This is a genomic window from Paraburkholderia sp. BL18I3N2 (genome assembly GCF_003001875.1).
In the GTDB taxonomy this organism is placed as follows: Bacteria; Pseudomonadota; Gammaproteobacteria; order Burkholderiales; family Burkholderiaceae; genus Paraburkholderia; species Paraburkholderia phytofirmans.
Window position 1 is genome coordinate 1 of record NZ_PVNC01000009.1, and the last position, 26,591, is coordinate 26,591.

The 26,591-nt window shown below is 62.6% G+C and carries 21 protein-coding genes; 19 read left to right on the forward strand and 2 right to left on the reverse strand.

The features are described from left to right. Nucleotides 1-284: 284 nt before the first annotated feature. A complete protein-coding gene (locus tag B0G75_RS22930; protein ID WP_106310839.1) occupies nt 285-1,481 on the reverse strand; it encodes a M20 aminoacylase family protein in 1,197 nt (398 codons plus the stop codon). Between the two features lie 187 nt (nt 1,482-1,668). Between B0G75_RS22930 and B0G75_RS22935 the strand changes: the two genes are divergently transcribed. After that, nucleotides 1,669-3,747, forward strand: a complete 2,079-nt coding sequence (locus tag B0G75_RS22935; protein ID WP_106310842.1) for a molybdopterin-dependent oxidoreductase — start codon at nt 1,669-1,671, stop codon at nt 3,745-3,747. Nucleotides 3,748-3,893: 146 nt separating this feature from the next. After that, entirely contained in the window at nt 3,894-5,567 is a 1,674-nt protein-coding gene (locus tag B0G75_RS22940; protein ID WP_106310845.1) for a long-chain fatty acid--CoA ligase, read from the forward strand. A 188-nt stretch (nt 5,568-5,755) separates the two neighbouring features. Here B0G75_RS22940 and B0G75_RS22945 read toward each other — a convergent pair whose 3' ends face one another. Next, complete coding sequence (locus tag B0G75_RS22945) at nt 5,756-6,925, reverse strand: porin (RefSeq protein ID WP_106310848.1); 1,170 nt, start codon at nt 6,923-6,925, stop codon at nt 5,756-5,758. Nucleotides 6,926-7,228: 303 nt separating this feature from the next. Here B0G75_RS22945 and coq7 point away from each other — a divergent pair, with 303 nt between their 5' ends. From coq7 to B0G75_RS23030, 17 genes are all read left to right on the forward strand, one after another. Further along, the gene (gene coq7 / locus B0G75_RS22950; protein ID WP_106310851.1) at nt 7,229-7,867 is read left to right on the forward strand and encodes a 2-polyprenyl-3-methyl-6-methoxy-1,4-benzoquinone monooxygenase; all 639 of its coding nucleotides are present in this window, start codon (nt 7,229-7,231) and stop codon (nt 7,865-7,867) included. A 412-nt stretch (nt 7,868-8,279) separates the two neighbouring features. Further along, nucleotides 8,280-8,708 carry a division/cell wall cluster transcriptional repressor MraZ gene (gene mraZ, locus B0G75_RS22955; protein WP_012434430.1) on the forward strand — a complete coding sequence of 143 codons (429 nt, stop codon included), beginning with the start codon at nt 8,280-8,282 and terminating at the stop codon, nt 8,706-8,708. Nucleotides 8,709-8,723: 15 nt separating this feature from the next. Next, on the forward strand, nt 8,724-9,677 hold the full coding sequence (gene rsmH / locus B0G75_RS22960; RefSeq protein WP_106310854.1) for a 16S rRNA (cytosine(1402)-N(4))-methyltransferase RsmH: 954 nt from the start codon (nt 8,724-8,726) through the stop codon (nt 9,675-9,677). Then, on the forward strand, nt 9,674-10,024 hold the full coding sequence (ftsL, locus tag B0G75_RS22965) for a cell division protein FtsL (protein ID WP_012434428.1): 351 nt from the start codon (nt 9,674-9,676) through the stop codon (nt 10,022-10,024). Before rsmH ends, ftsL begins: the two co-directional genes overlap by 4 nt. Beyond that, nucleotides 10,021-11,886, forward strand: coding sequence for a penicillin-binding protein 2 (locus B0G75_RS22970; protein WP_106310857.1), 1,866 nt, complete (start codon nt 10,021-10,023; stop codon nt 11,884-11,886). Before ftsL ends, B0G75_RS22970 begins: the two co-directional genes overlap by 4 nt. Continuing rightward, nucleotides 11,883-13,430, forward strand: a complete 1,548-nt coding sequence (locus B0G75_RS22975) for a UDP-N-acetylmuramoyl-L-alanyl-D-glutamate--2,6-diaminopimelate ligase (RefSeq protein ID WP_106310860.1) — start codon at nt 11,883-11,885, stop codon at nt 13,428-13,430. The genes B0G75_RS22970 and B0G75_RS22975 overlap by 4 nt, the downstream gene beginning before the upstream one ends. After that, nucleotides 13,427-14,839 (forward strand): UDP-N-acetylmuramoyl-tripeptide--D-alanyl-D-alanine ligase, encoded by a 1,413-nt coding sequence (murF, locus tag B0G75_RS22980; protein WP_106310863.1) that lies wholly within the window; start codon nt 13,427-13,429, stop codon nt 14,837-14,839. The genes B0G75_RS22975 and murF overlap by 4 nt, the downstream gene beginning before the upstream one ends. Before the next feature lie 17 nt (nt 14,840-14,856). Continuing rightward, nucleotides 14,857-16,026: a phospho-N-acetylmuramoyl-pentapeptide-transferase gene (mraY, locus tag B0G75_RS22985; RefSeq protein WP_006053209.1), complete on the forward strand. Its 1,170-nt coding sequence runs from the start codon at nt 14,857-14,859 to the stop codon at nt 16,024-16,026. Nucleotides 16,027-16,052: 26 nt separating this feature from the next. After that, complete coding sequence (gene murD / locus B0G75_RS22990; RefSeq protein ID WP_106310866.1) at nt 16,053-17,567, forward strand: UDP-N-acetylmuramoyl-L-alanine--D-glutamate ligase; 1,515 nt, start codon at nt 16,053-16,055, stop codon at nt 17,565-17,567. Further along, nucleotides 17,564-18,841, forward strand: coding sequence for a putative lipid II flippase FtsW (gene ftsW / locus B0G75_RS22995; protein ID WP_106310869.1), 1,278 nt, complete (start codon nt 17,564-17,566; stop codon nt 18,839-18,841). Before murD ends, ftsW begins: the two co-directional genes overlap by 4 nt. After that, complete coding sequence (gene murG, locus B0G75_RS23000; RefSeq protein ID WP_106310872.1) at nt 18,838-19,956, forward strand: undecaprenyldiphospho-muramoylpentapeptide beta-N-acetylglucosaminyltransferase; 1,119 nt, start codon at nt 18,838-18,840, stop codon at nt 19,954-19,956. The genes ftsW and murG overlap by 4 nt, the downstream gene beginning before the upstream one ends. Further along, on the forward strand, nt 19,953-21,356 hold the full coding sequence (murC, locus tag B0G75_RS23005) for a UDP-N-acetylmuramate--L-alanine ligase (protein ID WP_106310875.1): 1,404 nt from the start codon (nt 19,953-19,955) through the stop codon (nt 21,354-21,356). Before murG ends, murC begins: the two co-directional genes overlap by 4 nt. Nucleotide 21,357: 1 nt before the next feature. Next, nucleotides 21,358-22,299: a D-alanine--D-alanine ligase gene (locus tag B0G75_RS23010; RefSeq protein ID WP_106310879.1), complete on the forward strand. Its 942-nt coding sequence runs from the start codon at nt 21,358-21,360 to the stop codon at nt 22,297-22,299. 36 nt (nt 22,300-22,335) lie between these two features. Continuing rightward, nucleotides 22,336-23,088, forward strand: a complete 753-nt coding sequence (locus tag B0G75_RS23015; RefSeq protein ID WP_106310883.1) for a cell division protein FtsQ/DivIB — start codon at nt 22,336-22,338, stop codon at nt 23,086-23,088. Between the two features lie 27 nt (nt 23,089-23,115). Further along, nucleotides 23,116-24,348 (forward strand): cell division protein FtsA, encoded by a 1,233-nt coding sequence (gene ftsA / locus B0G75_RS23020; RefSeq protein WP_012434417.1) that lies wholly within the window; start codon nt 23,116-23,118, stop codon nt 24,346-24,348. Between the two features lie 151 nt (nt 24,349-24,499). Further along, a complete protein-coding gene (gene ftsZ, locus B0G75_RS23025; protein ID WP_012434416.1) occupies nt 24,500-25,696 on the forward strand; it encodes a cell division protein FtsZ in 1,197 nt (398 codons plus the stop codon). 256 nt (nt 25,697-25,952) lie between these two features. Continuing rightward, the gene (locus tag B0G75_RS23030) at nt 25,953-26,456 is read left to right on the forward strand and encodes a peroxiredoxin (protein WP_012434415.1); all 504 of its coding nucleotides are present in this window, start codon (nt 25,953-25,955) and stop codon (nt 26,454-26,456) included. Nucleotides 26,457-26,591 lie beyond the last annotated feature (135 nt).

The window sequence follows — 26,591 nt, forward strand, 5'->3', positions numbered from 1 at the left end:
CCGTGAAACGACTCCACGCCGATGATAGTGCGGATTACCCGTGTGAAAGTAGGTAATCGTCAGGCTCCCCAGCAGCATCAGAAACCCCACCCCAACAAGGTGGGGTTTCTGCGTTTACACCGCCGCCCTACACGCAAAAATCCCGCACGATCAGCCGCCTTCACTCCCCGCCCAGCCGCAAAACGCTGGCTTATGCGGGCGAGCGGCAACGGGCGTCAATCACCCGTTGCGCGAGAGACAACCGGCGACGACCAATCACAGCCGCCAACCCGCTCGAAAGCATTCTATTTGCCCTGCGCCAGGAAGCGCTGTGCCAGTCGTACCCAGTATGTCGAGCCGATCGGCAACAACTCGTCGTTAAAGTCATAGCTCGCGTTATGCAACATGCACGGACCCGCGCCATGGCCCGAATCTCGGTGCCCTCCATCGCCGTTACCAAGGAACGCGTAACAACCCGGTTTGGCGAGCAACATAAAAGAGAAGTCCTCTGCGCCCATCGTCGGCTCGACCGCGTCGTCGACGTTATCTGCGCCGACAATTTCCTTCATCACCGTCGCTGCAAAGCGGGCCTCTTCGCTGCTGTTGATCGTCGGCGGGTAGTTTCGGTGGAATTGAATATCGACCGAGCAATCGTAGGCCTCAGCCGTGCTCTCCGCAATTTTGCGCATGCGCGCTTCGATCAGATCAAGCGTATCGGTCGTAAACGTCCGCACTGTGCCTGCGATCCACGCATTGTTCGGAACAACATTGACTGCGTCGCCGGCGTGAATCTGGGTGATCGACAACACTGCGGTGTCGAGCGGCTTCTTGTTCCGCGTGATGATGCTCTGCAGCCCATTCGCGATTTGCACCGCAGTGAAGACCGGATCGCGGCCGTTGTGTGGCAGCGCGGCGTGCGAACCCACGCCTTTGATTTCAATGTGAAACTCGTTACTCGACGCCATGATCGGACCTTCGGTCACACCGAAGTGCCCCGCCGGCATGCCCGGCCAGTTATGAATGCCGAACACGGCGTCGACCGGAAATTTCACGAACAAGCCGTCGTCGATCATGGCTTGCGCGCCAGCGCCGCCTTCTTCAGCAGGCTGGAAAATGAACACGATCGTGCCATCGAATTCACCATGTTTGACCAGGTGCCGCGCGGCACCGAGCAGCATCGCGGTATGTCCGTCATGGCCGCACGCGTGCATCTTGCCGTCGTTTTTCGACCGATGGTCGAAGCTATTCAGTTCCTGTATCGGCAGTGCATCCATGTCGGCCCGCAGGCCAATGGAGCGTGAGCCATTGCCGCGTTTCAGCACGCCGACGACGCCGGTCTTGCCCAACCCTCGATGAGTTTCGATACCCCAGGACTCGAGGGTTCGTGCCACCAGATCGGCCGTCGCCGTTTCTTCGTAACGCAGTTCCGGATGGGCGTGGATGGTTCGTCGGAGGGTCTGAATTTCGCCGTGAGCGGCCTGGATTTCGGGGATCAGTTTCATGATGGAGTGGTGACGCGTCTGTGCTTTGACTTGCGTGGAATCGCTCGGGGCCCCATTGGCCCGGGCACGGTAATAACCGATTCTACGCCCAAGGCCTTTTTGGCGGCACCGCGCAGACCAGGCAGCAACTGGCGTAATAGAATTCCGCATTGCTCCACCGCTCACCGCCTTCTTGGACGGATCGCCGATGAATGCCCCGACTGAACTCGCTCGCGCCGTATGCCCGCACGATTGCCCCGACACCTGCGCGATGCGAGTGACGGTCGCGGCCGGACGTGCGATCAAGGTTGTTGCTGATCCCGAGCATCCGCCCACGCAAGGCGCGCTGTGCACCAAGGTCAGCCGCTATGCTGAGCGTGTGCATCATCCGCAAAGATTGACGACGCCGATGAAGCGCGTCGGCCGTAAAGGCGAGGGCCGCTTTGAACCGATCAGTTGGGACGAGGCGTTCCAGATCGCTGCTGACCGTCTCGCTGAGATTGCGCGCCGCGCGCCAGAAGCGATCGTCCCCTACAGCTATGCCGGCACGATGGGTTTAGTTCAGGGCGACAGCATTGCGCAGCGCTTCTTCCACAAGATCGGCGCCTCGCAATTGGACCGTACGATCTGCGCGTCCGCCGGCGCCGCCGGGTTGAAGTACACCTATGGCGCGAGCCTCGGCATGCTCACCGAGTTTTTCGACGAGAGCGAAGTCATCCTCATCTGGGGCTCCAATCCCATCGCATCGAGCCTGCATTTCTGGACGCGCGCCCAACAGGCCAAACGCCGCGGCGCACGGCTGATCGCGATCGATCCGTACCGGTCGCTGACCGCCGAAAAATGTCATCAGCATATTGCCCTGAAACCCGGCACCGACGGCGCCTTGGCGCTCGGCATGATGAACGTGTTGATCACGGAAAATCTGCTCGATCACGCTTACATTGCGGCCCACACACTAGGTTTCGATGAGCTGAAGGCACGCGCGCTGAATTACCCGCCGTCGCGCGTTGCTGAAATTTGCGACATTGATGAACACGTTATCGTTGATCTTGCGCGACTTTACGGTGGTACCAAAAAGGCCGCGATCCGCATGAACTACGGTCTGCAGCGCGTGCGTGGCGGCGGCAATGCCGTGCGCGCGATCGCCTGCCTGCCCTCGTTGACGGGTGCGTGGCGCGAAAGAGCGGGGGGCGTGCTGCTGTCCTCGGGCGGTTGGGCGCCGGTCGACACGCATGCATTGCAGCGTCCGGACCTGATGCCTGGCTGGCCGTCCAAGGTCAGCCGCGTCATCAATATGAATACAATCGGCGACGCGTTGCTGCACAAGGGCGACGCTGCGTTCGGCCCTAAAGTCGAAGCGATCGTTGTCTACAACTCGAATCCCGTGGCCGTCGCGCCGGATTCCGAGCGAGTCGCAGCCGGTTTCGCGCGCGAGGATCTGTTTGCGATCGTGCTGGAGCATTTCCAGACCGACACCGCCGACTACGCCGATCTGCTCCTGCCCGCGACCACCCAACTCGAACACCTCGACGTCCACAAGTCATACGGCCACACGCACGTGATGGTCAACCTGCCGGCAATCGCACCCGTCGGCGGCGCACTTCCAAACACCGAGATTTTTCGCGGCTTCGCGCGTCACATGGGGCTCGACGAACCGGCACTGTTCGAGAGCGACGAGACCGTCGCACAGGCTGCGTTCCGCTGGCAGGACAAAACGCTCGAAGGCGTCGATTGGCAGACGTTGAAGCAAACCGGCTGGGCCCGGCTGAACCTGCCCGACGCGCCTTTCGCCGAAGGCGGCTTCCGAACGCCGTCCGGCAAATGTGAGTTCTATAGTGAACGGCTCGCGCAGCAGGGACTCGACCCGCTTCCGGACTATCTGCCGCCCTACGAATCCGCCGACGGCGCACCGGAACTCGCCGCCCGGTATCCACTTGCGATGATTTCGCCGCCGGCCCGCAACTTCCTGAACAGCACCTTCGTGAACGTCGAAAGCCTGCGATCGACGGAAGGCGAGCCGCATCTCGACATGCACCCAGCCGACGCACAATCGCGAGACATCGTCGATGGCGCTCAGGTGCGTATCTTTAACGATCGCGGTTCGATGCAGGCGCGCGTGCGCGTCACGGATAAAGCCCGCGAAGGGCTCGTGGTCGGCCTGTCGATCTGGTGGAAAAAGCTAGCGCCGGACGGCCGCAATGCCAATCAACTCACCAGCCAGGCGCTCACCGATCTGGGCGGCTCGGCAACTTTCTACGACTGCCTGGTCGAAGTCGAACGCGTTTGAAACCCGCTCAGCCATCCCGCAGCGCGCGTCCCTCACGGGTTCGAGGCTGCAGTCTAACCAGGCCGCTTTTCGCGAATAGCACCGAGGTGCCCATGCTACGATGCGTTTTTAGCACGACCATTCGAAAATAAAGGAGGAGACGCTGCATGGACAAAATCTGGCTGAAATCTTATCCGTCCGGCGTTCCCGCAGAGATCGACCCGAGCCGCTATTCGTCGGTGGGCGAACTGCTCGAAGAAGCCTTCCGCGAGCACCGCGCCAAACCGGCGTTCGTCTGCATGGGCAAGGAGATCAGCTACGGCGAACTCGACGCGCTTTCCCGCAAACTCGCCGCATGGTTTCAGTCAAAAGGCTTGGCCCGCGGCGCGCGCATCGCGATCATGATGCCCAACGTGCTGCAATATCCGGTGGCCATTGCAGCCATCTTGCGCGCGGGCTATGTGGTCGTGAACGTGAACCCGCTCTATACGCCGCGTGAACTCGAGCATCAACTCAAGGACAGCGGAGCGGAAGCGATCATTCTGCTCGAGAATTTCGCGGTTACGCTGCAGGCGATCGTACGCAACACGTCGATCAAGCATGTCGTCGTGGCGGCAATGGGCGACCTGATGGGGATCAAGGGCACGCTGGTGAATTTCGTCGTGCGCAAGGTGAAGAAGATGGTGCCGGCCTGGAGTCTGCCGGGGCACGTCAAATTCAACACCGCCGTCGCGGAAGGCGCACGTCAGAATTTCAAAGCGGTCCAGCAAGGCCCTGAAGACGTCGCTTTTCTCCAGTACACGGGCGGAACGACAGGCGTCGCCAAGGGCGCGACGCTGCTGCATCGGAACCTGATCGCCAATGTGCTGCAGTCGGAGATCTGGCTCGATCCGGTTCGCGCGAATCGCACGGATGTCGATCAGTTCGTCACCGTCGTCGCGTTGCCGCTGTATCACGTGTTCGCGCTGACCGTGTGCGGGCTGCTGACAATCCGTACCGGCGGCCTCGGTGTGCTCATTCCGAATCCGCGCGACATTCCTGGCATGATCAAGGCGCTGGAAGGCTATCCGATCACGACGATTCCCGCCGTCAACACGCTGTACAACGCGTTGTTGAACAGCCCGGATTTCCATAAGCTCGATTTTTCGAAGCTGATCGCCGCGAACGGCGGCGGCATGGCGGTGCAGGAAGCCGTCGCTAAACGTTGGTACGAGCAGACTCATACGCCGATTATCGAAGGATACGGTTTGTCGGAGACGTCGCCGTGCGTGACCTGCAATCCGGTCACGGTCACCGAATACAGCGGAACGATCGGCCTGCCGCTGCCGTCGACGGAAATCTCGATTCGTGACGACGAAGGCAACGAGGTGCCGCTCGGCCAGCCCGGCGAGATTTGCATCCGCGGCCCGCAGGTGATGGCGGGCTACTGGAACCGGCCCGACGAAACCGCGAAAGTGATGACGGCGGACGGTTTCTTCAAATCGGGCGATGTCGGCCTGATGAATGACGGCGGCTTCGTCAAGATCGTCGACCGCAAGAAGGACATGATTCTGGTGTCCGGTTTCAATGTCTATCCGAATGAAATCGAAGACGTGGTCGCCAAGCTGCCGGGCGTGTTCGAGGTTGCCGCAGTCGGCGTGCCCGACCAGCATTCGGGCGAAGCGGTGAAGCTGTTCGTCGTGAAGAAAGATCAGGCGCTCACCGATGCCGACATCTTCGCCTACTGCAAGCAGCAGTTGACCGGCTACAAGCGGCCTAAGATCGTCGAGTTCCGTACCGAGCTGCCGAAGAGCAACGTCGGCAAGATTCTGCGTCGCGAGTTGCGTGACGGACGGGCTTAGGCAGAATCGCACACTTATCAGGCATCAAGCCGGCACGGAGCGGCGGGCAAGCGAAAAAGCCCGGCAGACGAAAGTCTGCCGGGCTTTTCTTTCGCGCGGCAATCGCATCGCGAAACCCACTGCCGGCGCGCGCCATAAAAAAAGGCGCCCGAAGGCGCCTTTGAGGCAGACTGCTTTTTTACGACTTATTAGAACTTGTGCCGGATACCGATGCGAGCCGTGAACTGGTTCTGGTTCGACGAACCCGTCAGGCCGTTGATGCCTGCCGTTGCGTCGACCGTAGCACCCGTTGCGGTGATCGTGTCGCCCAGAGCGTGTTGGTATACACCCGTCACGTACACGTCGGTACGCTTGGACAGGAAGTAGTCCACGCCAACTGCGCCTTGGTGGTACTGAGCACGCGAGTTGCCGTTGATTTCCGCGCCGCGCGTGTAGTCATACGCTGCACCGACCAGCAATGCCGGGGTCAACTGATACTTGAAGTTCACTTCCGCGTTGTTGAACGTAGCCGACTGGCCCTTGAACGGCGATGCGAACGAAGCGCCCAGGTTGGCGAAGCGGATGTTCGAGTACGTCAAGCCAACCGTTGCTGCGCCGAACGTGTACGCGCCGCCTGCACCGATCACTTGATACGTGTTAGCCGACGTGAAGCCAGCGTAGATCGGCGACGTCACAGCCGCGGCCGGTGCTGCAGCCGTACTGCCGGTGTTGAACAGGCCGCCAGCAGCTGCAGGCGTGCGTGCGTTCAAGTAGCCAACGCCCAAGACGAGGGGACCGTTGTTGTAGCCAGCGCCCAACGACCAGATCTGGTTCGACGTGACGTTGCCGGCGATGCCGCCGAAGCTGTACGTGCCGCCGAACGTCAGGCCGCCGTAGTTCGCGCTCGTGTACTTGACCGTGTTGTTGGTGCGGTACGCGTTGTTGAAGTTGTCGATGTCGCCCGGGTGAGCAGCGATGTAGCCGCCCCACTGGTCGCCGGCTTCCAGCGGACCGACGTAGTCGACGACGGAGTCGTACTGACGACCCAGCGTGACCGTACCGAACTGGCTCGACAGGCCGACGTAAGCTTGACGACCGAACATCAGGCCGCCTTGACCCAGCTTGCCGTTGTTGACGTCAAAGCCGTTTTCCAACACGAAGATTGCCTTCAGACCGCCGCCCAGATCTTCCGTGCCGCGCAGGCCGAAACGCGAACCTTGCAGAACGCCGCTGGACAGGTTGTACAGGTGCTTGCCACCCGAGTTGGTGTTGATGTTGAAGCCTTCGTCAATGATACCGTACAGGGTCACGCTGCTCTGAGCATGTGCGACGCCTGCGAATGCGCCCAGTGCTGCGAGAGCGAGAAGCGACTTTTTCATCGAATGATCTCCAAGGATTACGAATCTTTTGTACAAGGCAGAATATTTATCTAGCGTTGAGGCCTTGCATGTCCAACTTCGCGAGAAGTTGCACGTAATGTAACAAAAGGCATACATGGCACAAAGAAAAAGGAGCGGGGCGCGAAGGCTCCTGTTTCGTTTACGCAACATGGTCTAAAATCAGAAATTGGCCGCCCGATTCATGCGCTTTGAAGGTTTCCGCGAAGCCGGTTTTGCACTGCAAAGCCTTGTCGAGCGGACCTGGCGGATCGGTGAGGCGGTTGTTGAATGAGGGAGTGCTGAATGTTTCTGGACGAGTTGATTAGCGAGTTTGATCGGGGTTTACGCTCAATGACCGGCGTGTCGCGGATGAGTCGCCCGTTGCCGGTTCCGCAAGAATCCACGGTGACGGAACCGGCGGTCGAACTCTCACCGGCCGAGCGTGCGCACGCGGCTGGCTTGATGCGCGTGAACCACGTCGGCGAAGTCTGCGCCCAGGCGCTCTATCAGGCTCAGAAAATCGCCACCAAATCGCCGTCCTTGCGGGCCGTGTTCGATCGCGCCGCAATTGAGGAAGAAGATCATCTCGCGTGGACTTCCAAACGTCTTGAAGCGCTCGACTCGCGTCCCAGTCTGCTGAACCCGCTCTGGTATACGGGCGCACTAGCTATCGGCCTCGCGGCAGGGCGCATGGGCGACCGTGTCAGCCTCGGCTTCATGGCCGAGACCGAGCGTCAGGTGGAACTGCATCTCGACAGCCATCTGGACGAGTTGCCGGCAGCCGATCACGAGTCCCGTGCGATCGTCGAGCAGATGCGCGTGGACGAGGCGGAACACGGTAAGGCGGCGATGGAAGCCGGCGGCCTCGAGCTACCTTTTCCCGCGCGCGCACTGATGCGCGCGGTGTCGAAAGTCATGACCCGCACCGCCTATTACATATAAGTTAAAGCCACTCGTTCACGCACCTCTCGGAAGTGGGACGGCGCCTTACGCGCCGTCCGCCTGAAGTACCCGGAAACGCCATCCCACACCTGCCGATCCCGCTTAACGATCTCTTTCATTCCACGCCTTTCCCCCGCACTTTTCACGTATCACCTTCACAAGCTGCACTAGCTCATTCATTTATAACGGTTTTCCGTTTTATGCGTGACGTGAACGAGTCGCGCTAAGTCCTTGTTCTAACAAACAAAATTCGCCGGAAAAGCACGTATCTCCCTTGACCCCTGTTTAGCGTTCCTCTAAAGTGGGAGACAGTGTGAGAAAGTGTATTTTTGTGTGATCTCGCAAGCGGTTTCGGGTAGATTTTCATGGGTCGGGCAGCTGGCGCGTCAATGCGCCAAATGGGGAGAGCGAAGTGTTCCAAGGGGCGTCGGCGCTGACGCTCGATGCGAAAGGGCGGATGTCTATTCCCTCTCGATATCGAGATGCGCTGCAGACACAGGCAGAGGGCCGGGTGACGATCACCAAGCACCCGGACGGCTGCCTGTTGCTCTTTCCGCGCCCGGAGTGGGAGATCTTCCGCGACAAGGTCGACAAGCTGCCTATGAACGCGACCTGGTGGAAGCGCATTTTTCTCGGCAATGCAATGGACGTGGAAATGGACGGCGCAGGGCGCGTGCTCGTGTCGCCGGAATTGCGCACGGCTGGTGGATTGGAAAAAGAAGTGACCTTGCTAGGCATGGGTCGTCACTTCGAGTTGTGGGATGCACAAACATACGCCGCGAAGGAACAGGCGGCAATGGCCGAGGGCATGCCCGACGCGTTAAAAGATTTCACGTTCTGATCGCGGTTTACATATATGGCACCTGCGATGGGAAACGAATTGCAGCATCGCACGGTGCTGCTGGAAGAAGCGGTTCAAGCGCTGGTCACGCGCGCGGACGGCGTGTACGTGGACGGCACGTTCGGGCGCGGCGGGCATAGCCGCCTGGTGTTGGAGAAGCTGGCAGAGTCGGGGCGTCTGATCGCTTTCGACAAAGACCCGCTCGCCATCGCCACGGCGCAGCAGATTTCCGATCCGCGCTTCGGCATCGTGCACGAGAGTTTTGCTTCACTGCGCACCGCGATTGCGGAGCGCGGCGTAGGACGGGTGTCGGGCGTTTTATTGGATCTGGGCATATCGTCGCCGCAAATCGACGATCCGGAGCGGGGCTTCAGCTTTCGCGCCGACGGCCCGCTCGACATGCGGATGGACCCGACGCGCGGCGAATCGGCGGCTGATTGGCTGGCGCGGGCCACGGTGCAGGAATTGACGGAGGTGATACGAGATTATGGGGAAGAACGGTTTGCTTTTCAGATTGCAAAGGCGCTTGTTGCTCGCCGGGCAGAGTCCGACCGTCTTGGGCCTCTCGTCAGCACGGGCGAGCTTGCCCAAATCGTGGCTAACGTCGTCAAAACCCGTGAGAAGGGCAAGGATCCGGCAACCCGCACCTTTCAAGCTATACGGATTCACATCAATCAAGAGCTTGCGGAGCTGCAAGTCGTTTTAGAAGCAGCGTTGTCGCTGTTGGAGCAAGGGGGGCGGCTGGTGGTCATCAGCTTTCATTCGCTCGAGGACCGGATCGTCAAGCGATTCATGCAGGCGCACGCGAGTGCGCCTGCGGTGGATCGCCGTCTGCCGATTCGCGCCGTCGATCTGCCGAGCCCTCCGCTCAAAATCATCGGCCGCGTATTCGCGAGCGACGCTGAAGTCGCCGCGAATCCGCGCGCCCGTTCTGCCGTGATGCGTGTGGCGGAGCGGATCGCACCATGAATCGTCTCAACATCTTCCTGCTGATCATCGTGATGGGCTGCGCTCTGTCCGTCGTCAACGCTACCAATCAGCAGCGCCAGATCTTTATCCAGTTGCAGCGCGCCCAATCGCAGGAGCGCCAGCTGCAGCAGGATTACTCGCAGCTTCAATATCAGCAGAGCGCGTTGTCGAAAACGTCGCGCATCGAGACTATCGCCACTGATTCCCTGAAGATGCAATCGGTCACCACCGGCCGCACCCAGTACCTCACACTCGACCCGGGCGCGGCGAAAGCCCAGGACGCACCGATTCCGACCTCCGGCCCGGCATCGGCGCCGGCGGCGACCCGTCGCGGAGGCGTGCGATGAAAAAATCGTCGACTCGTAAGAGCGTGGCCTTCTCGGCCAATCCAATCCTCTCGGTGCGCCTGCCGATGTGGCGCTCCAAGCTCGTCGTGTTCATGCTGTTCATGGCGTTCGTCGCGCTCACCGCGCGCGCGTTCTGGATTCAGGGCCCGGGCAACGCTTTCTATCTGAAGCAGGGCGAAATCCGCTATCAGCGCCGGCTCGAACTGCCGGCCACGCGCGGCAAGATTCTCGACCGCAACGGTCTCGTGCTCGCCACGAGTCTGCCGGTGCGCGCGATCTGGGCGATTCCCGAATCGGTGCCTGACGACCTTGGCGCGGACAAGCTGACGTCGCTCGGCAAACTGCTCGGCATGACTAATAAGGAGCTGCGCGCCAAGCTCTCGGAAGACAAGACCTTCGTCTACGTAAAGCGCCAGGTGCCGGTTGACGTCGCCGCAAAGGTCGCCGCGCTGGAGATTCCCGGCATTTACGCGCGCGACGAGTACAAGCGCTTCTATCCGGAAGGCGAGATCACGGCCCACCTGATCGGCTTCACCAATGTGGAGGACGAAGGCCAGGAAGGCGTCGAACTCGGCGACCAGAAACTGCTCGCCGGCATGTCGGGCAGCCGCCGCGTGATCAAGGACCGCATGGGCCACATCATCGAAGACGTGGACGAGCAGGTCGTGCCGCACAACGGCCAGGACGTGGATCTCTCGATCGACAGCAAGATTCAGTACATCGCCTATACGAACCTGAAGGCGGCCGTCGAGAAATTCAAGGCGAAGGCCGGCGCGGCCATGGTGATCGACGTGCGCACCGGCGAAGTGCTGGCGCTCGTCAATTACCCGACCTACAACCCGAACGACCGTTCACACCTGACCGGCGATCAGTTGCGCAATCGCATCCTGACCGACACGTTCGAGCCCGGCTCGATCATGAAGCCGTTCACGGTCTCGCTCGCGCTCGATCTGCACCGCGTCACGCCGACTACACTGGTTGATACAGGCGGCGGCCGCTTCGTGCTTGACGGTGCGCCGATTACCGACGACAGCGCGTTCGGCGTGCTGACCGTGGGCGGCGTGATCCAGAAGTCGAGCAACATCGGCGCGACCAAGATCGCCATGCAGCTCAAGCCCGAAGAGATGTGGAACATGTACACGAGCATCGGTCTCGGCCAGGCGCCGAAGGTCGGTTTCCCGGGCGCGGCGGCCGGCCGCCTGCGCCCGTGGAAGGGCTGGCGCCGCATCGAGCAGGCCACCATGTCGTACGGCTACGGCCTGTCGGTGTCGCTGTTCCAGTTGGGCCGCGCTTACACCGCGATCGCCCATGACGGCGAGATCATGCCGGTGTCGATTTTCCGTACGCCTGGCGATCAGCCGGCCACCGGTCCGCAGATCTTCGCGCCGACCACCGCACGCCAGGTGCGCGCAATGCTCGAAACCGTCACGGCGCCGGGCGGCACGTCGCCGGATGCGGCGGTGCCGGGTTATCGCGTCGGCGGCAAGAGCGGTACGGCGTATAAGCACGGCGCACACGGCTACGACCACTCAAAATATCGCGCTTCGTTCGTCGGCATGGCGCCGATGCCGAATCCGCGCATCGTCGTCGCCGTCTCGGTCGACGAACCGACGGCGGGCAGCCACTTCGGCGGTCAGGTGTCGGGCCCGGTGTTCTCGAGCATCGTCGGCGACACGCTGCGCTCGTTGAATGTGCCGCCGGACATGCCGGTCAAGCAAATGGTGGTGTCGGACGATTCGGCACCGGCCGCGCCGACCGCGCCGGCCACGCCAGCTACGGCCAAGAAACTCTCCACCAGCGCCGGCGCGAAGAAGATGACGATTTCCGCGAACGCGAAAAGCCATCCGGGAGTCGTGCGATGAGCAGGTTGCGGAAGCAGCATCCCGCCCAGCGGCAGATCGCCGACGCGCTCGCCTGGCTGCATGCTCACGTGCAGCCAGGCGCGCATCTGCACGCCGACACGCGCTCGCTCGCGGCCGGCGACGCGTTTTTCGCCTACGCCGTGGATGGCGCGGACAACCGTCCGTTCATCGACGGCGCGATCGAACGTGGCGCCGCTGCCGTGCTGGTTCAGCCCGAAGGCTTCAGCGGCGCAATCGATCCGTCGAACACGCTGGCCGTGCCGGCGTTGAACGAACTTGCGGGTTCGATCGCGAGCGGCTGGTACAACGATCCGAGCGACAGCATGCTGACGCTTGGCGTCACCGGCACGAACGGCAAGACCTCGTGCAGCCAGTGGATCTCGGCGGCGCTGACGGCGCTCGGCACGCGCTGCGCGATCATCGGCACGCTCGGCACCGGCTTGCCAGGCCACCTGGTGCACACCGGCTTTACTACGCCCGACGCGCCGCAATTGCAGCGCAGTCTCGCGCAGTTGCGCGACGCGGGCGCGCAGGCGGTGGCCATGGAAGTGTCGTCGCACGCGCTGCATCAGGGGCGCGTGAACGGCACGGCATTCGACATCGCCGTATTCACGAATCTCACGCAAGACCATCTCGACTATCACCACACGTTCGAAGCCTACGAAGCCGCCAAAGCGCGTCTGTTCGCGTGGCCGGACCTGCGCGCGGCCGTGATCAATCGCGACGATGCCGCTGGCCGCCGCTTGCTCGCGAGCACGCAAGGCCATGCACGCACGATCGCCTACGGGCTCGACGACACACTGCAAGACGCGCCGCAAGCCGACGCGCTTCTGCTCGCTTCAAACGTGCGCGCCACCGCCACGGGTACGGCGTTCCATCTGAGCACCTCGGATTGGGGCGATGCCGAAGTCGAAGTGCAAACGCTCGGCGCGTTCAACGTGAGCAATCTCCTCGGCGTGCTGGGCGCATTGCTCGCCGCCGACGTCCCATTCAACGCCGCCGTGGCCGAACTCGCGAAGCTCGAATCGGTGAACGGCCGCATGCAGCGTCTCGGTGGCCGCTTGCAGAACGACGAACCGCTCGTCGTGATCGATTACGCGCACACGCCGGACGCGCTGGAAAAAACACTCGAAGCGTTGCGCCCGATGGCCGCCGCGCGCGGCGGCGAACTGATCTGCATGTTCGGCTGCGGCGGTGACCGCGACGCCACCAAGCGTCCGTTGATGGGCGCGATCGCCGAGAAAATCGCCGACGGCGTCGTAGTGACCAGCGACAACCCGCGCAGCGAAGATCCGCAAGCCATCATCGAGCAGATCGCGGCTGGAATGAAAGACGCGTCGAAGGCGCGCCGTATCGAGGACCGCGCGAGCGCGATCCTGCAAGCGATCCGCAGCGCAGCGCGCGAAGACGTCATCGTGCTGGCCGGCAAGGGGCACGAAGCAACACAGGAAATCATGGGCAAGAAACGCGCTTTCTCCGATCAGGACCACGCTCGCCTCGCGCTGGCCGCACGCGCGACGCACGCACGCGGAGGTGGCGAATGAATATGTTCTCGCTGCGTGAGGCCGCCGCGCTGATCTCCGGCGCAACCGTTATCGGCGACGAGAGCGTCACGTTCGAACGCGTCTCAACCGACAGCCGCAGCGCGGGTCCCGGCGATCTGTTCGTCGCGATCAAGGGCGACCGCTTCGACGCCCACGACTTTCTGCCGGACGTCGCCGCGCGCAATGTGACGGCCGTTCTCGTCACGCGCACGCCGCAAGACTGGACTGTGCCGGCGCTCAAAGTCACGGACACGCGCGTGGGTCTCGGCGCGCTCGCACGCGGCTGGCGCCGCAAGTTCAGCGTGCCGCTCGTCGCCGTGACGGGCAGCAACGGCAAGACCACGGTCAAGGAAATGATCGCGTCGATCTTCGCCGCCGCGGTTGGCGCCGACGCGCGTCTCGCGACCGCGGGCAACTTCAACAACGACATTGGCTTGCCGCTCACGCTGTTCCGTCTGCACGCAGCACATCAACTGGCGGTAGTCGAACTCGGCATGAACCATCCGGGCGAAACCTCGGAGCTCGCGAAAATCGCTGAGCCGACGGTCGCCGTGGTGAACAACGCGCAGCGCGAGCATCAGGAGTTCATGGCGACGGTCGAAGCGGTCGCGCTCGAACATGCGAGCGTGATTCACGCGCTGACCCCGGAAGGCGTCGCGGTGTTCCCGGCCGACGACGCCTACGCGAGCATCTGGCGCGTGGCCGCAACCGGCAGCCGCATCATGGACTTCGCGCTGAACACCGCCGAGCGCATCACCGAAGCCGCAGTAAAAGGCACGTTCGCCGACAACGTCCTGAGCATCGACACGCCGCAAGGCCACATCGAAGTCACGCTGCAAGTGCTCGGCGACCACAACGCGCACAACGCACTGGCCGCAACGTCAGCAGCTTTGGCTGCGGGCGTATCGCTCGACGCCATCAAGCGCGGTCTCGAATCGTTCGGCGCCGTGAAGGGCCGCTTGCAGGTGAAGCAAGCTGTGCTCGGCACGCTCGCTGGCGCCACCGTCATCGACGACACCTATAACGCCAACCCCGATTCGATGCGCGCCGCGATCGACGTGCTCGCCTCACGCGCCGCGCCGCGCGTGCTGGTGATGGGCGACATGGGCGAAGTCGGCGACAACGGTCCGGCGTTCCACCGCGAAATCGGCGCTTACGCCAAGGAACGCGGTATCGATGCGCTGTACGCAATGGGCGACGCCTCGCGCGATGCCTGCGCCGCATATGGCGCGAACGCGCATCACGTCGCCGATATCGGCACGCTGGTCGCGCAATTGCAGCAGGCCGCTTTCGGTCCTGCCGCAACGCTTCTCGTGAAAGGCTCGCGCTTCATGCAGATGGAGCGCGTGGTGGACGCCGTAACGAGTCCACAACCCAACGCAGCGGGCAGTACGCCCGCCGCACATTGAAATAGAAGGACCGAAGCATGCTACTGGCGCTGGCGCAATGGCTGCAGAATGACGCAAGCTTCTTGCGCGTGTTCAGTTATCTGACTTTCCGTGCGGTGATGGCGACCATCACCGCGCTGCTGATCGGGCTCGTCTGCGGCCCGGCGGTGATTCGCAAGCTGACCGCCATGAAGGTCGGTCAGGCTGTTCGTAAAGATGGCCCGCAAACTCACCTCGTGAAATCCGGCACGCCGACCATGGGCGGCGTGCTGATTCTGCTCGGCATCGCCGTGGCTACGCTTTTGTGGGCGGATCTGACCAATCGCTTCATCTGGATCGTGATCCTTGTCACGTTCGGTTTCGGTGTGATCGGCTGGGTCGACGATTACCGCAAGGTGGTCTACAAGGACCCGCGCGGTATGTCGTCGCGTGAAAAGTATTTCTGGCAGTCGGTGATCGGCCTGTTCGCGGCGGTTTATCTGGCCTTCAGCGTGTCCGAAGCGAGCAATGTGCGCGTGTTCGACCTGTTCATGGCGTGGGTGAGGAGTGGCCTCTCGATGGGCTTGCCGGCGCGCGCCGACCTGATGCTGCCGTTCGTCAAATCGATCAGCTATCCGCTCGGCGTGTGGGGCTTCATCGTGCTGACGTATCTGGTGATCGTCGGCGCGAGCAACGCGGTCAATCTCACCGATGGCCTCGACGGCCTCGTGATCATGCCGGTCGTGCTGGTCGGCGCGTCGCTCGGTGTGTTCGCTTACGTGATGGGCAGCTCGGTCTACTCGAAATACCTGCTGTTTCCGCATATCGCCGGTGCCGGCGAATTGCTGATCTTCTGTTCGGCGATGGGCGGGGCAGGACTCGCGTTCCTCTGGTTCAACACGCACCCGGCGCAGATGTTCATGGGCGACGTCGGCGCGCTCGCGCTCGGCGGCGCGCTCGGCACGGTAGCGGTGATCGTGCGTCAGGAAATCGTGCTCTTCATCATGGGCGGCATTTTCGTCGCTGAGACGCTCTCCGTGATGTTGCAGGTCACCTGGTTCAAGTTCACCAAGCGCCGTTTCGGCGAAGGGCGGCGTCTCTTCAAGATGGCGCCGCTGCATCACCATTTCGAATTGTCGGGGTGGAAAGAAACGCAGGTGGTCGTGCGCTTCTGGATCATCACGTTGATGTTGTGTCTCTTTGGTTTGTCCACGCTCAAACTGCGTTAAGCAGCAGGTCATTAAGGAAGCAGGCGATGTTCGGCGAGAAGTTTCGGGATCGGCAAAAGCCGATGGTGCTCGTGCTGGGACTGGGTGAATCCGGTCTCGCTATGGCGCGCTGGTGCGCGCGGCACGGCTGTCGGCTGCGTGTGGCCGATACGCGCGAAGTGCCGCCGAACCTGCCCGCGCTGGAAGCGCACGGCATCGACGCCGCATTCGTCGGCGGCCCGTTTTCGCCGGTGTTGCTCGAAGGTGTCGAACTCGTCGCCATCAGCCCGGGTTTGTCGCCGCTTGCCGCCGATCTGGTGCCGCTGATCTCGGCGGCGCGCGAGCAGGGCATTCCCGTGTGGGGCGAACTCGAACTCTTTTCGCAAGCGCTGAAGACGCTCGGCGAAAGCGGCTACGCGCCGAAGGTCATCGCGATTACCGGCACCAACGGCAAGACCACGACCACGAGCCTGACGGGCTTGTTGTGCGAGCGCGCCGGCAAGAAGGTCGCGGTGGCCGGCAACATTAGCCCGGCGCTGCTCGACAAACTCTCGGAAGCGATCGACAACACCGCGTTGCCCGACGTGTGGGTGCTCGAACTGTCGAGCTTCCAGTTGGAAACCGCGCACACGTTTTCGCCGGATGCGGCGGTCGTGCTGAACATCACCCAGGATCATCTGGACTGGCACGGCGGTTTGGACGCTTACGCCGCCGCGAAGGGCCGCATCTTTGGTGCGCAGACTGTGCGCGTGCTGAATCGCGACGACTCGCGCGTCATGAAGCTGGCGCCCGCGGAAGACAGCGAAGCCGAGATGGTCACGTTCGGCGTTACCGAGCCGAAAAACGACGGCGACTACGGTCTGCTGCGCGACAACGGCATGATCTGGCTCGTGCAGGCGCACGATCGCGACGCCAGCGACGAACCGGTGCCGAAGCGCCGTCGCAAGAACGAAGTGGTTACGCCGCCGAATATCGCACTGAAACGCTTGATGCCCGCGGACGCCTTGCGTATTCGCGGCCTGCACAACGCCGCCAACGCACTCGCCGCTTACGCGCTTACACGCGCAATCGGTCTGCCGGGCGCGCCGCTGTTGCACGGACTGCGCGAATATCGTGGCGAACCGCATCGCGTGGAACTGATCGCATCGATCGACGGTATCGACTACGTTGACGACAGCAAGGGCACCAATGTCGGCGCGACGGTTGCCGCGCTCGACGGGCTCGCGCAGCGCATCGTGCTGATTGCCGGCGGCGACGGCAAGGGCCAGGATTTTGAACCGCTGGCCGCGCCGGTCATGCGCTGGTGCCGCGCCGTGATGCTGATCGGCCGTGACGCGCCGCTGATTCGCGCCGCGCTGGAAGACACTGGCATCGCCATGACGGATCACGCCACGCTCGAAGAAGCGACGCGCGCGGCAACCGCGCTTGCGGAACCGGGCGATGCCGTGCTGCTGTCACCGGCTTGCGCGAGCTTCGACATGTTCAAAGGTTACGCGCACCGCGCCGCGGTATTCCGCAGCACGGTAGAAGACATCGCGGCCGAACGGGGGACGACGATATGAGCTGGTCGGAACGTTTCGGTTCGCGTCAGGCCGCTGGCGGCGACGCGGGTGGTTCGGGCGGCGCGGCTCGCGTCGGCGGCCGCACGGGCGGCAGTGGTCTCGCGAGCGCCGTCAACGGCGTGCGTCCGCTGCGCTCGCGCATGCTCGACTACGATCACTCGCTGCTGTGGGTGGTCGTCGCGCTGCTCGGGCTCGGTGTCGTGATGGTGTATTCGGCGTCCATCGCCATGCCGGATTCGCCCAAGTACGCGTCGTACCGCGACTACGCGTTCCTCGTGCGCCAGATCGTCTTCGTGGTGATGGGTTCGGTGATCGGTATCGTGTCGTTCCGCATTCCGATCGCGACGTGGGACAAGTACGCGCCGAAGCTGTTTCTGATTTCGCTGGTCGCGCTGGTGATCGTGTTGATCCCGCACGTCGGCAAGGGCGTGAACGGCGCGCGTCGCTGGATTCCGCTCGGCATCACGAACATGCAGCCGTCGGAAATCATGAAGCTCGCGGTGACGATCTACGCGGCGAACTACACGGTGCGCAAGCAGGAATACATGCACAGCTTCGCCAAAGGCTTTTTGCCGATGGCGGTTGCGGTGGGTCTCGTCGGCGCGTTGCTGCTGCTCGAGCCGGACATGGGCGCGTTCATGGTGATCGCGGCGATCGCGATGGGCGTGCTGTTTCTCGGCGGCGTGAACGGCAAGCTGTTCGGCGGCCTGGTGGCAACCGCGGTCGGCACGTTCAGTTTGCTGGTGTGGGCGTCGCCGTGGCGTCGTGAACGGATTTTCGCGTATCTCGATCCGTGGGACGACCGTTACGCGCAGGGCAAGGCTTATCAATTGACGCACTCGCTGATCGCGTTCGGGCGTGGGGAGTGGTTCGGCGTGGGTCTTGGCGGCAGCGTCGAGAAACTCAACTATCTGCCGGAAGCGCATACCGACTTCATCCTCGCGGTGATCGGCGAGGAGCTGGGTTTTGTCGGCGTGCTGGTCGTGATCCTGATGTTCTACTGGATCGTGCGCCGCTCGTTCGAGATCGGCCGTCAGGCGCTCGCACTCGATCGCACGTTCGCCGGCCTGGTCGCGAAGGGCGTCGGCATCTGGTTCGGCGCGCAGACCTTCATCAACATGGGCGTGAACCTCGGCTTGCTGCCCACGAAGGGCCTTACGTTGCCGCTCGTCAGTTACGGCGGCTCGGGCATTGTGCTGAACTGCGTTGCCGTCGCTGTGTTGATGCGTGTCGATTACGAGAACAGGGTGCTCATGCGCGGAGGGAAAGTATGACCGCTCTGCCGCAACGCACGCTGATGGTGATGGCCGGTGGCACCGGGGGACACGTGTTCCCGGGGCTCGCGGTCGCTCATCTGATGCAGGCGTGGGGGTGGAAGGTCGTATGGCTCGGCAATCCCGCGGGCATGGAAGCGACGCTGGTGCCGAAGCACGGCATCCCGATGGAATACGTGCGCTTCGGCGGCCTGCGCGGCAAGGGCTTGAAAACCAAGCTGATGCTGCCGGTCAATCTCTTGCGTGCCTGCACGCAAAGTCTCTCCGTACTGCGTCGCGTGAAACCCGACGTCGTGCTTGGCATGGGCGGTTACATCACGTTTCCAGCCGGCTTGATGACAGCGCTGAGCGGCCGTCCGCTGGTGTTGCATGAACAGAATTCGATTGCGGGTCTCGCGAACAAGGTGCTCGCGAAGGTCGCCAAACGCGTGCTGGTTGCATTTCCGAATGCATTGCCGCACGGTGAATGGACGGGAAATCCGATTCGTGAGGAACTTGCGCGCGCAATTGCACCCAAAGCACGCTACGCGCAACGCAGCGGTCCGCTGAATGTGCTGGTCGTGGGCGGCAGTCTGGGAGCGGCGGCGTTGAATGAAGTCGTGCCGCGTGCGGTGGCTTTGCTCGCGCCGAACGAGCGTCCGCGCATCGTGCATCAGGCGGGCGCGAAGCATATCGAAGCGCTGCGCGAGAACTACGCGGCAGCAGGTCTGCAAGCAGGCGCTGACGTCGAACTCGTGCCGTTCATCGACGACATGACGAGTGCCTATGCGAACGCGGACCTGGTGATTTGCCGGTCTGGCGCGATGACGGTATCCGAGATTTCAGCAGTAGGCGTGGCGGCGTTCTTCGTGCCGTTCCCGTATGCAGTAGACGATCACCAAACCACTAATGCAGCGTTCCTCGCCGACAACGGCGCGGCGCTGGTCGTGCAGCAACGCGATCTGTCGGCGGAAACCCTCGCTGACTGGTTGCGCAGCCAGACGCGAGAGACCCTCGCGGAGATGGCGGAGCGTTCGCGCTCGCTCGCGAAACCCGACGCCACTGAACAGGTCGCGCAGATTTGCGCGACCGTGGCGGGTTCGATTTCGGGCGCGAGCCCAGAAGGAAAGCAATGAAACACATCGTCAAACACATTCACTTTGTCGGCATCGGCGGTGTCGGCATGAGCGGCATCGCGGAGGTGCTGGTCAATCTCGGCTATCAGGTGAGCGGCTCGGATCTCACGAGCAACGCGATCACCGATCGCCTCGCCGCACTCGGCGCGCGGATCGCGATCGGTCACGCGGCGGAGAACATCGAAGGCGCGAACGCGGTGGTCGTTTCCACGGCAGTGCGTAGCGACAATCCGGAAGTGCTGGCCGCGCGTCATCGCCGCATTCCGATCGTGCCGCGCGCAGTGATGCTCGCGGAACTGATGCGCCTGAAACAAGGCATCGCGATCGCCGGCACGCACGGCAAGACCACGACCACTTCGCTGGTGGCGAGCGTGCTGGCAGCGGGCGGGCTGGATCCGACTTTCGTGATCGGTGGCCGGCTGATCAGCGCGGGCGCGAACGCGCGGCTCGGCACGGGCGACTTCATCGTCGCGGAAGCCGACGAGTCGGATGCGTCGTTCCTGAATCTGTTCCCGGTGATCGAAGTCATCACGAACATCGACGCCGATCACATGGACACCTACGGCCACGACTTCGCGCGGCTCAAGCAGGCGTTCATCGAATTCACGCACCGTCTGCCGTTCTACGGTATCGCGGTGCTGTGCGTGGACGATCCGAACGTGAAGGAAATTCTGCCGTTCGTGTCGAAGCCGATCATTCGCTACGGTTTCGCGCCGGATGCGCAGGTGCGCGCGGTCAACGTAAAAGCGCACGACGGCAAGATGCATTTCACGGCCATGCGCGAAGACGCGGCGCCGATCGACATCGTCTTGAACCTGCCGGGCGAGCACAACGTGCAGAACGCTTTGGCCGCGATTGCAATTGCGACTGAACTTGAAGTGAAAGATGCCGATATCCAGCGAGCGCTGGCGGATTTCAACGGCGTGGGCCGACGCTTCCAGCGCTACGGCGAAGTGCCTGTCCTAAGCGAAGGCAAAGCGAGCGGCGCCTACACGCTGGTGGACGACTACGGTCATCATCCGGTCGAAATGGCGGCCACGGTGGCGGCGGCGCGCGGCGCATTTCCGGGGCGTCGTCTGGTGCTGGCATTCCAGCCGCACCGCTTCACGCGTACGCGTGATTGCTTCGAGGATTTTGTGAAAGTGCTGTCGACCGTCGACGCGCTCGTGCTGACCGAAGTCTATTCGGCCGGCGAGTCGCCGATCGTCGCCGCGGACGGCCGTGCATTGGCGCGTGCGCTGCGGGTGGCGGGCAAGGTCGAGCCGGTATTTGTCGATACGGTGGATGAAGTGCCGGACGCGCTCTCAGCAGTGGTGCGCGACGGCGATGTGGTGATCACGATGGGCGCGGGTTCGATCGGCGGTGTGCCGGGTCGCCTCGCGCAGGAAACGAAGGTGTGAGATGAGCAGTATTGACCCGAAACAATTCGGCAAAGTGGCAGTACTCCTCGGCGGCAATTCCGCCGAGCGCGAGGTATCGCTCAACTCCGGCCGCCTGGTACTGCAAGGTTTGCGCGACGCCGGCGTCGACGCGCATCCGTTCGATCCGGCCGAGCGTCCGCTCGCCGCATTGAAGGAAGAAGGCTTCGTGCGCGCGTTCAACGCGCTGCATGGCGGTTACGGCGAGAACGGCCAGATTCAGGGCGCGCTCGACTTTTACGGCATCAAGTACACGGGTAGCGGCGTGCTCGGCTCGGCGCTCGGTCTGGATAAATTCCGCACCAAGCTCGTATGGCAGCAACTCGGCATTCCGACGCCGCCGTTCGAAGCCGTGCTGCGCGGCGACGACTACGAAGCGCGCTCGAAAGAGATCGTCGCGAAGCTCGGCTTGCCGCTTTTCGTGAAGCCGGCGAGCGAAGGTTCGAGCGTCGCGGTGATCAAGGTGAAGAGCGCCGACGCACTCCCGGCCGCGCTGATCGAAGCGGTCAAGTACGACAAGATCGTGGTGGTCGAAAAGAGCGTTGAAGGCGGCGGCGAATACACCGCGTGCATCGCCGGCAATCTGGATCTGCCGGTGATTCGCATCGTGCCGGCCGGCGAGTTTTACGACTATCACGCGAAGTACATCGCGAACGACACGCAGTACCTGATTCCGTGCGGTCTGGCGGCGGACGAGGAAGCGCGCCTGAAAGTGCTGGCGCGCCGTGCGTTCGACGTGCTCGGCTGCACCGACTGGGGCCGCGCGGATTTCATGCTCGACGCAGACGGCAACCCGTATTTCCTGGAAGTGAACACGGCGCCTGGCATGACCGATCACTCGCTGCCGCCGAAAGCGGCGCGCGCGGTGGGCATCAGCTATCAGGAACTGGTTGTCGGCGTGTTGGCGCTGACGCTGAAGGACTAATTGCGGGACTAACCGGGGCGACCCGAAAGCAACACCATGTGGAACAACGTTCGCCAGCTCAATTTCACCGCCAACGCATTGCATGCGTTGCTGGTGCTCGTGCTGCTGGCGGCTGGCGGTTACTGGCTGATCCAGCGCCCGAATTTCGCGCTGCGCGAAATTCAGATCGACGGCGATACCGAGCACATCAATTCGCCGACGGTGCGTGCAGGTGTGGTTGGGCGCTTGAAGGGCAACTTTTTTACGGTGGATCTCGACGTGGCGCGTCAAGCATTCGAGCAGATGCCGTGGGTGCGTCATGCGAGCGTGCGGCGCGTCTGGCCGAATGCACTGGCTGTCACGCTGGAAGAGTACAAACCGCTGGGGACGTGGGGCAGCGATCAGCTCGTGAGCGTCGACGGCGAGCTGTTCACCGCGAACCAGGGCGAGCTCGAAGAAGACCTGCCGGCGTTCGACGGTCCGGACGGTACGGCAAAAGAGGTGGTCGCGCGTTATCACGACTTCCAGAAATGGTTTGCGCCGTTGGGCGCGACGCCTGAAGAAGTGACGCTGTCGCCGCGCTATGCGTGGACGGTGAAGCTCTCGAACGGCACGCAGGTGGAACTTGGGCGCGAACGCAATCAGGACACGCTGCTCGATCGGAGCAAACGTCTGAGCGCGGCGTGGAGCGCGGTGACGCAACGTTGGGGAAAGGATATCGAGTATGCGGACTTGCGCTATCCGAACGGTTTCGCGATTCGCGCGGCAGGGATGCGCTTTATCACCGAACCCGACAAGGGCAAGAAGTAAACGGACATCACACGCAATGAGCACGCTATGAGTAAAGACTATAAAGATCTGCTGGTCGCCCTCGACATTGGGACGTCGAAGGTCGTGGCCATCGTCGCCGAGTTGAAGGGCGAAGGTCACTACGAGGTGATCGGCCTCGGCCAGAGCGAATCAAAGGGGCTCAAGAAAGGCGTGGTGGTGAATATCGAGGCCACCGTGCAGTCCATTCAGCGCGCGCTCGAAGAAGCCGAACTGATGGCCGACTGCAAGATCACCAACGTATTTACCGGGATTGCCGGCAGCCATATCCGCAGCTTCAATTCGAGCGGCATGGTGGCGATCAAGGAGAAGGAAGTCACGCAGGCGGACGTGGCGCGCGTGATCGAAACGGCGAAGGCGATCAACATCCCGACCGACCAGCAGGTGCTGCATATCCTGACGCAGGAATTCATCATCGACGGTCAGGAAGATGTGCGCGAGCCGATCGGCATGAGCGGCATTCGTCTCGAAGTGAAGGTGCATATCGTTACCGGCGCGGTGAGCGCGGCGCAGAACATCGTGAAGTGCGTGCGCCGTTGCGGGCTCGAAGTGAACGATCTGATTCTGCAGCCGCTGGCGTCGTCGCTGGCGGTGCTGACGGAAGACGAAAAAGAACTCGGCGTGGTGCTGGTCGATATCGGCGGCGGCACGACGGACATCGCGATTTTCAGCGAAGGCGCGATCCGCCATACGGCGGTAATTCCGATCGCCGGCGACCAGATCACGAGCGACATCGCGATGGCGTTGCGCACGCCGACGCCGGATGCCGAAGACATCAAGGTCGATTACGGCATCGCCAAGCAGGCGCTTGCCGATCCGGACGAGATGATCGAAGTGCCGGGTCTCGGCGAGCGCGGCCCGCGTACGTTGTCGCGCCAGGCGCTGGCGGCGGTGGTCGAGCCGCGTGTCGAAGAACTGTTTTCGCTCGTGCAGCAGGTGGTGCGCGAGTCGGGTTACGAGGAACTGCTGAGCTCCGGCGTGGTGCTGACCGGCGGCGCGTCGATGATGCTCGGCATGGTCGAACTGGGCGAGGACATTTTCCTGAAGCCGGTGCGTATCGGCGTGCCGGAATACGCGGGCGGTCTCGCCGACGTAGTGCGCAATCCGCGCTACTCGACGGCGATGGGCCTGCTTGTCGAAGGACGCTCGCAGCGCATGCGCGGCCGCAAGGTCGCGGTGCAGTCGGGCTCGATGGGACAGGTGTTCACGCGCATGAAGGACTGGTTCCTCGGCAATTTCTAAAGCATTCGTAGCACCGCTGCACAGAACGGGTTGTCGAACGAGTTTCAAAATACGCGCTGGTGCCGGCGGCCGGCGCGCGACAGGGGGTTGCCCGATCTCCTGCCGAATAACGGCCGAAGTGGCTGTAAATTTTTATCTTGACGGAGGCATCATGGATTTCCAAATGCTGGAAACCGAAACGAACGGCACCATCATCAAGGTGGTCGGAGTAGGTGGCGCTGGCGGCAATGCTGTTCAGCACATGATCAACAAAGGCGTGCAAGGCGTCGACTTCATCGTGATGAACACGGACGCGCAGGCTTTGTCGCGTTCGCGCGCCACCGCGGTGATCCAGCTCGGCAACACGGGTCTGGGCGCCGGCGCCAAGCCGGAAATGGGCCGCGCCGCAGCGGAAGAAGCACGTGAGCGCATCGCCGACGCACTGCGCGGCGCGCACATGGTCTTCATCACGGCCGGCATGGGCGGCGGCACGGGCACGGGCGCGGCACCCGTGGTCGCACAGATCGCCAAGGAAATGGGTATCTTGACCGTTGGCGTCGTCAGCAAGCCGTTCGAATTCGAAGGCGGCAAGCGGATGCGCGTGGCAGAAGCCGGTTCGCAGCAACTGGAGGATCACGTCGACTCGCTGATCGTCGTTCTGAACGACAAGCTGTTCGAGGTGATGGGCGATGACGCCGAGATGGACAAGTGCTTCCAGTGCGCAGACGACGTTCTGAACAACGCAGTTGCCGGCATCGCGGAAATCATCAACGTCGACGGTCTGGTGAACGTCGACTTCGAAGACGTGAAGACGGTGATGGGCGAACAGGGCAAGGCGATGATGGGCACGGCGACTGTTGCCGGCGTCGATCGCGCACGCCTCGCTGCTGAGCAGGCTGTTGCAAGCCCGCTCCTGGAAGGTGTGGATCTGTCGGGCGCGCGTGGCGTGCTCGTGAACATCACGTCGAGCCGTTCGCTGCGTCTGTCGGAAACGCGCGAAGTGATGAACACGATCAAAAGCTACGCTGCGGAAGACGCAACCGTGATTTTCGGCGCAGTGTACGACGATGCAATGGGCGACGCGCTGCGCGTAACGGTCGTGGCAACGGGTCTGGGCCGCGCGGCGAAGAAGCAGCAATCGGCACCGATGACGCTGCTGCGCACCGGCACCGACAACCAGCCGATCAGCGCACACGCTGCCTACGCACCGCAGTCGTCGCACGCCAGCACCGCCGATTACGGCGCGCTGGATACGCCGGCAGTGTGGCGCACGTCGCGCGATACGGCCGCTTCGCATGTGCAGGCGCTGCAGGAAAAGGGCGTCGACACGTACGACATTCCGGCATTCCTGCGCAAGCAGGCGGACTGAGCGCACGGGCAGGCTTTCGTTGCGGCGCCGATTCTGGCGCTGGCGGACGAATGCACGAGCGTGGCGGGTGAACGGCGAACAAGTCGCGTATCGTTGAGGATTCGCGATAAGGACAACTGCCCTCTTCGGATTCGCGAAGCGGAGTGGGCGACCGTCGCCGGACGGCGGAGCGTGAAGTGGTTGGTGCCCACGCCGGATTTTTCACTGCGACACGACGACGTGCGAGCGTGCTTCGCATCGATGCAAAGGACTGAGCATGATTCAGGCAGGTGACAAGCTGCCCGACGCGACGCTCTTCGAGTTGATCGAAGACGAGCGGGCGGGCTGCACGATCGGGCCTAACAGCTTCGACGTGCGCGAGCAGACGGCGGGCAAGCGTGTGGTGATCTTCGGATTGCCCGGCGCGTTCACGCCCACCTGTTCGGCCAAACATGTACCGGGTTATGTCGAGCACGCCGAGCAGTTGCGCGCTCTTGGCATCGACGAGATCTGGTGCGTGTCCGTCAACGACGCGTTCGTAATGGGCGCGTGGGGACGCGATCAGCACGCCTCGGGCAAGGTGCGCATGATGGCGGACGGCAGTGCGGCTTTCACGCGAGCGCTCGGTCTCGAGCAGGATTTGTCGGCGCGCGGCATGGGAATCCGTTCCCAGCGCTACGCGATGGTGGTCGACGACGGCGTGGTCAAGACGTTGAACGTCGAGGCTGCCGGCAAATTCGAAGTCAGCGATGCAGGGAGTATTCTCGCTACGTTGAGCTAGGCACGCTGGCGTCGTGGCCTTCGCCACAGGCACACGCGGTTCGCGCGTTGTGCCAGGGCAACGGTCGATAAGACGCTTTTGTGACAGGCCGTTACGCGGGCCGATGACCGGAAACGCCTCCGTTCCGGGGCATCG

Coding starts and splice junctions, on each gene's coding strand:
- B0G75_RS22930 (WP_106310839.1), bottom strand. CDS start 1,481: ATGAAACTGATCCCCGAAATCCAGGCCGCTCACGGCGAAATTCAGACC.
- B0G75_RS22935 (WP_106310842.1), top strand. CDS start 1,669: ATGAATGCCCCGACTGAACTCGCTCGCGCCGTATGCCCGCACGATTGC.
- B0G75_RS22940 (WP_106310845.1), top strand. CDS start 3,894: ATGGACAAAATCTGGCTGAAATCTTATCCGTCCGGCGTTCCCGCAGAG.
- B0G75_RS22945 (WP_106310848.1), bottom strand. CDS start 6,925: ATGAAAAAGTCGCTTCTCGCTCTCGCAGCACTGGGCGCATTCGCAGGC.
- coq7 (WP_106310851.1), top strand. CDS start 7,229: ATGTTTCTGGACGAGTTGATTAGCGAGTTTGATCGGGGTTTACGCTCA.
- rsmH (WP_106310854.1), top strand. CDS start 8,724: ATGGCACCTGCGATGGGAAACGAATTGCAGCATCGCACGGTGCTGCTG.
- ftsL (WP_012434428.1), top strand. CDS start 9,674: ATGAATCGTCTCAACATCTTCCTGCTGATCATCGTGATGGGCTGCGCT.
- B0G75_RS22970 (WP_106310857.1), top strand. CDS start 10,021: ATGAAAAAATCGTCGACTCGTAAGAGCGTGGCCTTCTCGGCCAATCCA.
- B0G75_RS22975 (WP_106310860.1), top strand. CDS start 11,883: ATGAGCAGGTTGCGGAAGCAGCATCCCGCCCAGCGGCAGATCGCCGAC.
- murF (WP_106310863.1), top strand. CDS start 13,427: ATGAATATGTTCTCGCTGCGTGAGGCCGCCGCGCTGATCTCCGGCGCA.
- mraY (WP_006053209.1), top strand. CDS start 14,857: ATGCTACTGGCGCTGGCGCAATGGCTGCAGAATGACGCAAGCTTCTTG.
- murD (WP_106310866.1), top strand. CDS start 16,053: ATGTTCGGCGAGAAGTTTCGGGATCGGCAAAAGCCGATGGTGCTCGTG.
- ftsW (WP_106310869.1), top strand. CDS start 17,564: ATGAGCTGGTCGGAACGTTTCGGTTCGCGTCAGGCCGCTGGCGGCGAC.
- murG (WP_106310872.1), top strand. CDS start 18,838: ATGACCGCTCTGCCGCAACGCACGCTGATGGTGATGGCCGGTGGCACC.
- murC (WP_106310875.1), top strand. CDS start 19,953: ATGAAACACATCGTCAAACACATTCACTTTGTCGGCATCGGCGGTGTC.
- B0G75_RS23010 (WP_106310879.1), top strand. CDS start 21,358: ATGAGCAGTATTGACCCGAAACAATTCGGCAAAGTGGCAGTACTCCTC.
- B0G75_RS23015 (WP_106310883.1), top strand. CDS start 22,336: ATGTGGAACAACGTTCGCCAGCTCAATTTCACCGCCAACGCATTGCAT.
- ftsA (WP_012434417.1), top strand. CDS start 23,116: ATGAGTAAAGACTATAAAGATCTGCTGGTCGCCCTCGACATTGGGACG.
- ftsZ (WP_012434416.1), top strand. CDS start 24,500: ATGGATTTCCAAATGCTGGAAACCGAAACGAACGGCACCATCATCAAG.
- B0G75_RS23030 (WP_012434415.1), top strand. CDS start 25,953: ATGATTCAGGCAGGTGACAAGCTGCCCGACGCGACGCTCTTCGAGTTG.